The organism is Porphyromonas canoris (assembly GCF_000769115.1).
In the GTDB taxonomy this organism is placed as follows: Bacteria; Bacteroidota; Bacteroidia; order Bacteroidales; family Porphyromonadaceae; genus Porphyromonas_A; species Porphyromonas_A canoris.
The window spans coordinates 590560-600787 of sequence record NZ_JQZV01000013.1 but is presented as its reverse complement, the minus strand read 5'-3'; the positions used below and the strand labels follow the sequence as shown (position 1 = coordinate 600787).

8 protein-coding genes are annotated in these 10228 nt (G+C 40.1%); 1 reads left to right on the top strand and 7 read right to left on the bottom strand.

The genetic code is table 11. The features are described from left to right. Window positions 1–4 precede the first annotated feature (4 nt). Window positions 5–643, top strand: a complete 639-nt coding sequence (locus tag HQ43_RS07645; protein WP_036791801.1) for a DedA family protein — start codon at window positions 5–7, stop codon at window positions 641–643. Between the two features lie 657 nt (window positions 644–1300). Here the strand turns inward: HQ43_RS07645 and HQ43_RS07640 are convergent. From HQ43_RS07640 to HQ43_RS07610, 7 genes are all read right to left on the bottom strand, one after another. Beyond that, on the bottom strand, window positions 1301–2455 hold the full coding sequence (locus tag HQ43_RS07640; protein ID WP_052103149.1) for a hypothetical protein: 1155 nt from the start codon (window positions 2453–2455) through the stop codon (window positions 1301–1303). Window positions 2456–2457: 2 nt separating this feature from the next. After that, window positions 2458–3474, bottom strand: a complete 1017-nt coding sequence (locus HQ43_RS07635) for a DNA-methyltransferase (RefSeq protein WP_036792785.1) — start codon at window positions 3472–3474, stop codon at window positions 2458–2460. Between the two features lie 337 nt (window positions 3475–3811). Beyond that, the gene (locus tag HQ43_RS07630; protein WP_036791797.1) at window positions 3812–4612 is read right to left on the bottom strand and encodes an ABC transporter permease; all 801 of its coding nucleotides are present in this window, start codon (window positions 4610–4612) and stop codon (window positions 3812–3814) included. 6 nt (window positions 4613–4618) lie between these two features. Further along, the gene (locus HQ43_RS07625; RefSeq protein WP_036791794.1) at window positions 4619–5521 is read right to left on the bottom strand and encodes an ABC transporter ATP-binding protein; all 903 of its coding nucleotides are present in this window, start codon (window positions 5519–5521) and stop codon (window positions 4619–4621) included. Window positions 5522–5986: 465 nt separating this feature from the next. Next, on the bottom strand, window positions 5987–6634 hold the full coding sequence (locus HQ43_RS07620) for a hypothetical protein (protein WP_036791791.1): 648 nt from the start codon (window positions 6632–6634) through the stop codon (window positions 5987–5989). 97 nt (window positions 6635–6731) lie between these two features. Next, complete coding sequence (locus HQ43_RS07615; RefSeq protein WP_036791788.1) at window positions 6732–8885, bottom strand: peptidylprolyl isomerase; 2154 nt, start codon at window positions 8883–8885, stop codon at window positions 6732–6734. Between the two features lie 73 nt (window positions 8886–8958). Beyond that, entirely contained in the window at window positions 8959–10227 is a 1269-nt protein-coding gene (locus HQ43_RS07610; RefSeq protein WP_036791785.1) for a hemolysin family protein, read from the bottom strand. Between the last annotated feature and the right edge of the window lies 1 nt (window position 10228).

The window sequence follows — 10228 nt, the reverse complement described above, 5'->3', positions numbered from 1 at the left end:
TACAATGGATACAGCATCTCTATTTCAATGGGCATTAGAGTCTTTGGACTACTTTACCATTACTCTCTTGATGATCATCGAGAGCTCTTTCATACCGTTCCCTTCCGAAGTGGTTATACCTCCTGCCGCATATAAAGCAGCTGCAACAGGTGAACTCAATGTCTATCTTGTAGTCTTATTCGGAACAATAGGAGCTACGATCGGAGCTCTCATCAACTACTATCTGGCTCTCTTTCTCGGACGAAAAATAGTTTACAGATTTGCCAATAGCCGCATAGGAGCAATGTGCCTTATCAATGAAGCCAAAGTACAGAAAGCGGAAAGTTTCTTCTATAAAAACGGAATCATCTCGACCCTTATGGGTAGGCTTGTTCCAGGTATTCGCCAACTCATTTCCATTCCTGCCGGACTTGCCAAGATGAAACTTCCACAGTTCATCCTCTATACTTTTATCGGTGCAGGTGTTTGGAACGCTATTCTTGCAGCCATGGGCTACTACTTTGCTTCATTTGTTCCACAAGACAAACTTATGGACTATGTCATGAAGAACAGCCACCTTTTAGGTTACATCTTCATGGGAATAGCTGCCATAATTGTTGCCGTACTCATCTACAAGGGAAGCAAAAGGCCCTCTAAGTCCTGAATATATCTCGTTGTTGCAAGCGCATCCATACTCTTAAGTATCGTTCTGTACATTGATTGACACAGATAGAACGAAAAGACTTTTCGTATTACGGCAAAGAAACTGTTAAGGGCTGACTTCTTTATGAGAGGTCAGCCCTTAAATTTTATTATACAGAGGACGGAAATGTAAAGTATGAGAAAAGATGAAGTACCACATAAACATCTCATGCTACTTACTCCTTGACTTTACTCCGAAAAGGGTATCAATTACTCTAAAGCCATGATTAGAGAACAATAAAAAATCCAAAACAGAAATGGCAAATGGTAGAAATTAAACCTGCTCCAAATGGGACAGATAGAACTTTGAATACCAAATCTCAAAGACTATATACTTACTCCAATGCTCTCATCAAGTTCAGGAGTAGGCAATAAAGCTAATAGGAGACTATCCTAATATAAAATCATTATCTTTTAACAAAATCATTAGGAACGGAGCAAGTCTCTACTCTTCTAATCTCATATTTCAAGACTTTCTCTGCTATGAACTTCTCATCTTAGACTTAATGGAACAGTTAGGATAGGAGAGGAGTAGTAGAAAGCCCTCAACACTTTGATTGATAGAAGCAAGCTCTGGTAAATGGATGTAACTCAATGTCGGGAGTTGTATTTATTGTTGCTATCTATCAAGAAGTTTCTGTAAAAAAGAATTACATTGATCTGAGTTTATGTCATTGTTGAAATTATTAGCAAGAATAATATCTGAAAGATCGCTTCCTTTGAACTGAGCAACTCCTCTTGTTGCACGTCCAGCCCAATGGAATTGTAAAATTGTTGCATCTATAATTTGCTTATCATATACAGAGCAAAGTACACAATTCACCAAACCATTTTCATTAATACCAATGAGATATAACATAAACACAGAATTCTTTTCGCTCATGCATTCCAAGAACTTATCCACATTATAAGCTTTTGGATTCGAATCAAGATACATTATTTTGGTTTTGATATCTGTGTATGTCTTCCTGTCGGAAAATTCCAAAACATAGTCACCCAAACCATTTCTAGTATCATATACTGGCAATTGACTCTCAATATAACGAAGGTCTTCTAAAACTGTGCTATTCTTAGTTGTGATAATATATTCAATCAAGCGTCCTCGAATGTTTACATTTTCAATACGAGATGCAACAAGTATAGCCTTCAGATTACGCTCAACACGCTTATCTAGATCTTTTTTCAGAATCTCATAATCTTTAGATTTGACAAACTCCTTTGCTCTATTCACAGAAGAAAATAGGTTTTCAATTTGTCTTTCGTTGGGCTTGAATTTCTCTTTATGTGGCTTGATTTCCAATGTCGCCTCTACCAATCTTTCAAGATTTTCATCCCATGTAAAACCTTCATGAATCGCAAATAATTGCCCAACATGCTCCGAATCATTAGGAATGTCGTTATATCTCTTTATAATATCAGACCCATTAAAACTGCCCTTGATATTATTCTTCCTCAGTTCCTGAGAACTGTGGCTGATTTTCTGAAGTAATGAAGAGTTTGCAAGAAATAAGGCACTGTCTTGATTCCCTTTTATCAATACCACAAAGAATGGGATATGATCAAACTTCTGCAGTTTAGACAGAGCAAGTACAGTATTTGAGAAAGACCCATTCTTAGAATAGCAAAATCTAACAGCAAAGTGATTGGTATAATAAACCTTACCATCTTTTGTCATTCCGAAGCGTTGCTGAGTTTCTTGCTGGGCTCTTTCCTTGTTACGTGTAGGCATGTCATTTTGGACATACTCAATAAAGTCAGTTATTATCTGATTCATAATTAGAATAATGTCTCTTTAAATGATTGAGTTATATTAGCTTTCTTTGGTGACTTCGCTCCCTGTTGGGATTTTCTTTGAAAATTTAATGTATTGCGCTCCCAAAAAACACCACCACAGTAGCCTTGAATGTTTTTGTCATTTTCAGCCATGTATAAACGTTTTATAGCTAATAAGGCATACTCCTCGTTGATTTCAATACCGCAATAGTGTCTATCTAGTTTTTTTGCAACGACTGAGGTTGTTCCACTTCCAAGGAAAGGGTCGAGTACGATCCCTCCTTTGGGACAAGAAGCCAGAATTAGCTTAGCAATCAATTTTTCTGGCTTTTGAGTTGGGTGGTCTGTATTTTCTGGCATAGACCAATATGGAATACTAATATCATCCCAAAAGTTAGATGGATAAGTGAGCCGGAAGTTTCCTTCTTCAGTTTCTTCCCAATCTTTAGGCTTGCCTTCAATCTTATAGGGAGCAACCACTTTTCTTTTCTGCATAACAGATTTAACATCAAAGAAATAGTCTTTTTCCTTAAGAACTCCAAACCATATATCCTCCATTGCATTCTTCCAGTTTGTTTTAGCTCCGCGTCCCTTTTCGCGTTGCCATGTAATACGGTTTTTGACAATAGCATACTCATTCAATACCTGATAAATTGCACTAGAACTTTTCCAATCACAACATACATACACGCTACCATTGGGCTTTAAAAGTTCCAATACTTTAGGCAACCAGCTTCTCACATATTCAATATAGCTATTATCATCTGTTGCTTTGAACTTGAACCCTGCAAAATCTTTTGAAAGGTTATACGGAGGGTCAATAATAAGGAGGTCTGCAAAATGCTTAGGAAAGTACTCAATGGCTTCAAATAGATCTTGATTAAACGTTTTATCAAGAACGTCATCAACCAAAGATTTACTTGTTAGTTTAGATAAATCCTGTCTTAACGCTACACGTTCGGTTTCTGATAAAATTATAGTACGATTTCGTTTTGAACGAGCTTTCTCCATATTATACATCAATTTGTTAATTGTATTGAGTCCCTTCTTCGAATTGCTTTTTAAGGCTGAGAACTCACATTTACAAAGGTACAACATCAAGTCCGTTATAAGGAGAAGATAAACTATTTCTTTCTCTGAGAAGACAAATTTCTTTTTGTTTCAGATGTTTTTCATAGAGAATTGAGAGCCTTTTCAGACAAGAAGTAAGCAATATTTGTAATTCCGCAAAACAATGAAGGCAAGAAAACATCGCTCATTTCTTATCCGATCCTTTTACATAAGTTGAATCGATGTTATTCTCTTATTATTAAGTCCTTAGGTTTTATTCTTTTTTTATCCGAAGGTCTATATTTTCTTAAGACAGCAAGCGCCTCTTTTCCGGTGTGAAATATATGTATCCCAACACCATCCCTCCTCCCAAGAGTATCAGGTTGGCGATGTCTCGCATATCGTATCCCATCAGTTCTTCTATCGGACGTACTGAGCCAATGTAAGTATAGGTTGCAAATGGCAGATAAGAGCCAATCGGTTCGTTCGTAACAAAGATTGCAATACCTGTCAAAAGAATACATGAAATAACCGGTAGCGTAAAGTTTCGGAAGCACAAACTGAAAACCAACTCTATCATCCCGACACAGAATGAAGCCAGCAAGATCCTTGAGAGAATTTGTAGCGATGGCAACCAAACAGCATACTCTGCAAATGGATATGCCGGCATAAAAAAACCTAACAGATACCCGCCCAAAATGAAGCCTGCCCACGTAATAACAGACACTATTACGATCAGAAAAAATAGCACAAGCACTTTAGACAGATAGAGCTTCCACTTTGTAACAGGCAGAGAAAAGAGAGACCTGATGTTGTCATTCTGAAACTCTATCTCACAAAGCAGGTAAGATACAACTGTTACAACCAGTGGCAGCATCAACGAAAGGATAGGAAGGCTTTGGCGAGACCAGATCATCATCCATGGATTACCGACATACTGAGGCATCTCATAGTCAAAAAGTCCACTCCGTCCCTTATAGAGCATATAGATAAGTGCAAGCAGGTAGACGAGCAAAGGGGATAACAGACAGGAAACAATGATCCTGTTGTGAAAAACTTTATAGATCTCGGCTCCGCATAGAGCCGAAAGAGAGAGCTTGGATTTCATAACTATCTATTCTGTAAGGTGGATAAAAGCATTTTCGAGAGCAGAGCCTTTGTGGGTTATGTTGTATATAGAGATTCCGTCTTTCGACATGGAAGCTATCAGGCGAGCAAATTCATTTTCGTTCCCGATCTCAAACTCCACATGATTTGAATCATGAACGCCCAGCAAAGAAAAGTTGGAGTCATACCCCAGACGAGTGATGACAGAGGTATCATTGACCTTAAAACTTACGATGTCGGGCTGTTTTCTTGTCAGACCGTCAATATTCCCTTGGTAAAGTATTCTGCCTTCGTGAATGATGGCGACGTGGTCTGCCAGCTTCTCCAACTCCTCCAAGATATGGCTCGAAAGGAATATGGTTACACCCTCTTCCCGGTTCAGCCGCTTCAAGATCAATCTTAACTCATATATCCCTTGGGGATCCAACGCATTGAGAGGCTCGTCAAGAATCAACATCTTCGGGCGATTGAACAGACACATGGCCAGACCAAGACGCTGCTTCAATCCGGATGAAAGAGAAAGGGCTTTCTTGTCGGCATGATCACTGAGCCCCATTAGGGACAATACCTCCTCTTTTCGTTGTTTGCCCATCCCGAATATAGTATCAAGGTAGTTCAGATTTTCCGATACGGTCAGAAATGGATAAAAAAATGGGTGTTCTATCATACTACCGGAGAAAGAGCGCAGAAGGAGTGGAGACTCTTTAAGATTAACACCTCGAAAAAAAATCTCCCCTCTCCCTATCGGAAGCAACCCCAATAACAGCCTTATGGTGGTAGATTTTCCCGCTCCGTTTTTTCCCAGATAGCCAAACACGGATCCTTGAGGCACTTCCATATCGACTCCTCGAAGGACTTGGTTGCCTTGATAAGCAAAATGCAACCCTTTTATAGATAGTATGCTATCCATAGAACTAAATTTTTAATTAAACCATGCATCAAAGGTATATAATATATCTGTTATTATCAAAATCCAACGAAGGCTATTGTATCAGAAAGTAAGCTTTAGATGGTTTATCAATACTTTCTACCCTTTTATGAGATAGCTTTGTGTTTTCTCTATTTCTAACTTAAACACGAATGAAAAGTGTTCCATACACGTATAAAAGAAAGATTGATGCCTTACAGAAGTGTAGTTCAAGGCTTGATAGGTAAAAACCGAGCTTTGAATATTGGAAAGCAAGGCATGAAGTGGAGAGAGCAAAGTGTGAAGCGAAGAGAGCAAGCCTTGCTTCTAACTTTCTAACCTATTCAAGAAAGAAAAAGACCATGTTTAGCAGATAATCTAAACATGGTCTTTATGATTATGATAGTGGGATAACAGTGAGGGCTGCCTTTATCTTAAATGAGAGGCAATTTTCTACCGATAATCTTTCTACGGCTCTACCCTATCGAACAGAAAGGAGTATATGATGTAGTTGTCCAATCCAAACTTGGTTTTCCACTCAATGGGCGGAACTTTGCTATAATTGATGGCGCAGTAGGAACCGAATCCGTCCTCCATATAGAGGGGAGGAATGAAAACAAATAAAGGTGTAAAGACTCCGCGTTCAAACTTCGGATAGGCATGAGCGACGGAGAAAAAGATATAGTCTTTTGCCTGCTTTTCGTCAACTTTCAGTTCACGAGTGGCATCTTGCTTGAGTATGGGCAGATTGAAGCTCACTTTTAACGTGGCTTTTCCATCTTTATTCTTTGAAATCTGCCCAAGTCCGGAAAGAGGGTAAGATGTATATAGATCATTTTGGGAACGATGTGCCAAAATGTCGGCGAAAGAGATCGTGTCTCTCGCTACCGAGCCTCCTTCGATCTTCTCAATAAGTATCGCCTTGGGATGAGTCAGGGGCAAGGAGGAAGAGATTTTCAGTTTGTAGAGACGGACACCCAGAAAGTCCAACAGGTCGGACATATCACCTTCGGGAAGAGTATCGGTAACGGATAGAGTGTCGTCCTGCTCCCGGCTCTGCGCATTAGAAAGCAGAGGAAAAGAAAGAAGGAGTAGAAAGAGTAGAATTTTGTTCATAACAAATAAGTAGAATAAGGGTATAAAAAAGGGAATCTTCGATCAGGTAAGCTGATAAAAGATCCCCTTTCTGTTTTATCTATGTCTTTATTGCTGTTTAATAGAAGCGTACTCTATTGTCAACAACATCCATCTTAGACATGAGCAGTCTCAAAGCCTGCATTCTTACCTTAGACTGAAGGTTGGCTTGGATAAGATCTCCTGCGCTTGCGCCGGTTAGAGGAGAGTTGATATTAGGTACTCTCTCTTCAACCTTCACTACATAAACGCCGTTCATACCCTTTACAGGAAGAACCTTATTGAGCGGAGCAGAAGCTGCCACAGCATTAAGAGCAGGTTCAAAACCGACACCGTCTATTCTGGTACTTGCAAAGCCCAAATGTTTCAAAGTGTCTGCCGGAAGAGAGTGAGCAGCTGCAAATGCTTCCAAAGACTGAGGATTTTCAGACTTCAACTGTGCGAAGAGCTTTTCAACCTTCTTTTCGTTCAACAATACCGGACGAATCTCTTCTTTCGATTCTTCAAACGGCTTGTAACCTTGAGGTATCTCCTTGCGTACAACAGCCATTACGAACTTATCGTCATAGTCTTTAATGTCGGAGATAGATCCCTTAGGATTATTGAATGCCCAGCGCACCAGCTCTCTACTGCTTTGGATATTTTGAGCAATAGCAGAAGATGATGGGTAAACTTCCATGTTGTAAAGCACTTGATAACCCTTGTTGATGGCAGCTGTATCTATACCTTCTGCCTTATTGTAAGCAGCCTTGAATGAGCTGATATCGTTGTATGCCTTAGTATATGTCTCTGTTCCGGGCTCTACACTCTTTGAAAGATATGCCACCTTATACTTATTGACCGGAGCTGTAGCCTTATCGACCAAAAGGATGTGCTCTCCAAAACGAGATGTGAACTTGAATGGCTTATTGATCTGAGCAGAGAAAAGAGCATCGCGGAACTCTTCACCGAACGATTGCAAGGCTTGTACCTCTGTTACCCAACCAAGTTCGCCTGCGTTGTCTTTAGAGCCGGGATCTTGAGAGAACTGTGCTGCAAGATCCGAGAAAGCTGCCGGAGTAGAACCCAATACATTCAAAAGGCTGTCTATAACCTTAGTGCCTTCGGCTGTTGAAGGTTGTAGAATATGGCGGATGAATATTGAATCCGGAGCCACTTTCCTGCCAACAAGCTTTGCCACTGCGTATGTACCGCTGTTGTGATGTACCGGCAGTACGGCACCAACCTCTGCACTCTTCAGCTCGTCCAACATTCCAGTGTAGAAGTATTCCGAAGAAAGGAGACCTTCTGAAAGGTATGAGTCGATATACTTCATATCTGAATAAGAAGAGATGATATCGTCATAGTTGTCTCCTTGAGCAAGTTCTGCCGCAGCATCTTCTATATCTTTCTTTGTGTCTTCCTTATCTTTTTCACTCGGAAGAAGAGTAGAGTAAATCACGTCAACCACTCTATATGCAGGCACTTTGAACATCTCTTTGTGAGTGTTGTAGTACTCTTTCATCTCTGCATCAGAGACAGAAACAAGAGAGTCCGCCATTGCAAAAGAGTTTTGTGCAACATAAGCGATGGTTGCAATCTCTTTTTCTTCTGTGGTTGCAGCTGCTATATCCAGCTTATTTGCAACAATTCCTTTGGTCAAAAGAGCATCGTACTTCTCATTCAAGCGAAACTCTTTGACTTGATTTTCTATGGACAACCAGTAAGCACGGTATTGTAGCAACTGCTGACGAAGTTCGGGAGATGCTTCATTTACTTGCTTCTCTCCAATAGACTTTCTAAACTCGATAAATCCATTTCTGTCAAAGTTGCCCTGCTCATCCTTAAACATCGGAGATTGTAGGATAAGAGGAGAAATGTTTTCACCTTGAACAAGATCGTAAACCTCTTCCGGAGAGATGGTAAGACCTATCTTTTCGGCTTCGCTATTCAAAACATTCTCCATGATGATCATAGAGTAGACTTGATTGCGAATCTGTTGGTAGTCTGCCTCTGTGAGCTCTCTGTTTCCACTGAACATCTTGTAGTTCTCAGTAGTCTCTTCCACCCTCTTTTCAAAATCTTGAATCTTGACATTCTCACCATTTACACTCAATACAACCATCTGGCTGTCTTGAAACAAAGCAGACCCTCCTCTGAAAAGGTCTCCAAGTACAAATGCAAGCATAGCCAAGCCCAATAGTACAACGAGCAAGATTGCATACTTACTTCTGATTTTCTCTAATGTTGCCATATAATGATATTATAGTTTTAATTTACATGATTTACGAGGAACAAAGGTACATATTTTTTACTGTATAGCTACACTATTCAGGGGAATTAGCTATGGTCAAACGTACCAACATTATTTTATTTTTTGTCGCTCTTATAATATTAAACTTAAAGCTTGGTTCCAAGAAGATAGCATCTCCTCTATTGGGCAGGGATTGATGATGATCCAATATCAATCCGGCTATGGTAAGATAGTCCGGAGAGGTAGGCAGATCAAGATCAAATTTATCGTTAATGTCATCAATCTCGGCACGCCCCGAAAAGATGTATTCGTTATCTCCGATCTTCTTCATCACAACCGATAGAGTGTCGTGCTCATCCTCTATATCACCAAAGATCTCTTCCAAAAGATCTTCGAGTGTAACTATTCCGGCTGTGCCTCCAAGCTCATCCACAACAACGGCAATGCTCATCTTTTCCTGCATGAGCTTCTTCATCATCTTCTGAGCAAGTACACTTTCTGGAGCGTAAAGCGTAGATCGGATGCTCTCTCTCCAGTCTCCTCTCTGCTCGGAAAACATTTCCACCGAGTGTATATAGCCGATGATGTCGTCTATTGTATCTCTATAAACTATTATTTTGGAGAATCCGGAAGAGATAAACAACTCTAAAAGCTCTTGCCTTGTGGTGTTTTCTTCCACAGCAACAATCTCGTTGCGAGGGATCAGACAATCTCTTAGGTGAATGTCGGAAAAGTCTATCGCATTCTGTAGTATCTTTACTCCTCCTACCGTAGTCTCTTTACCTGCAGAGGTGTCGCCTTGATTTATCTCTATATAATTGTCCAAATCTATTTTGCCGAGCTTTACCTCTGCACTCATGTCCTTTCTTATTCCGAACAGGAACAGCAACAGATTGGACAAGAGAGCGGAAAACTTTGCGATAGGATAGAGGATGATGTAGATCAGAGCAAGGGGGAAAGAGAAAAATCTCAAGCTCCAGTTGGGATTGATTTTAGCAATAGCCTTAGGTATAAACTCTGCTGTTACAAGAATGATCGCCGTAGAGATAAGTGTCTGAGCAAGGACAACAAGGAACGGATTGGAAATAAAACGGGAAAGAGGAGGCTCCAAAAGCTGAGCCATAAGGAGACCAAAAACGACCAAAGCGATATTATTCCCCACAAGCATTGTGGTAATAAACTGTCCCGGATTGTTAAAGAAAAGTGTTTGCAGCCGTCCAATACGGTTGGAAGAAGATTTGTCTAACTCTATACGTAGCCTGTCCGATGAGACAAAAGCAATCTCCATCCCGGAGAAAAAGGCTGAAAATAAGATGCAAATAAAAATGTAAAGATAAATCATG

Excerpts from the sequence above, each read along its gene's own strand:
- HQ43_RS07625 (WP_036791794.1), bottom strand. The coding sequence starts at position 5,521 with ATGGATAGCATACTATCTATAAAAGGGTTGCATTTTGCTTATCAAGGC.
- HQ43_RS07640 (WP_052103149.1), bottom strand. The coding sequence starts at position 2,455 with ATGAATCAGATAATAACTGACTTTATTGAGTATGTCCAAAATGACATG.
- HQ43_RS07645 (WP_036791801.1), top strand. The coding sequence starts at position 5 with ATGGATACAGCATCTCTATTTCAATGGGCATTAGAGTCTTTGGACTAC.
- HQ43_RS07620 (WP_036791791.1), bottom strand. The coding sequence starts at position 6,634 with ATGAACAAAATTCTACTCTTTCTACTCCTTCTTTCTTTTCCTCTGCTT.
- HQ43_RS07615 (WP_036791788.1), bottom strand. The coding sequence starts at position 8,885 with ATGGCAACATTAGAGAAAATCAGAAGTAAGTATGCAATCTTGCTCGTT.
- HQ43_RS07630 (WP_036791797.1), bottom strand. The coding sequence starts at position 4,612 with ATGAAATCCAAGCTCTCTCTTTCGGCTCTATGCGGAGCCGAGATCTAT.
- HQ43_RS07635 (WP_036792785.1), bottom strand. The coding sequence starts at position 3,474 with ATGTATAATATGGAGAAAGCTCGTTCAAAACGAAATCGTACTATAATT.
- HQ43_RS07610 (WP_036791785.1), bottom strand. The coding sequence starts at position 10,227 with ATGATTTATCTTTACATTTTTATTTGCATCTTATTTTCAGCCTTTTTC.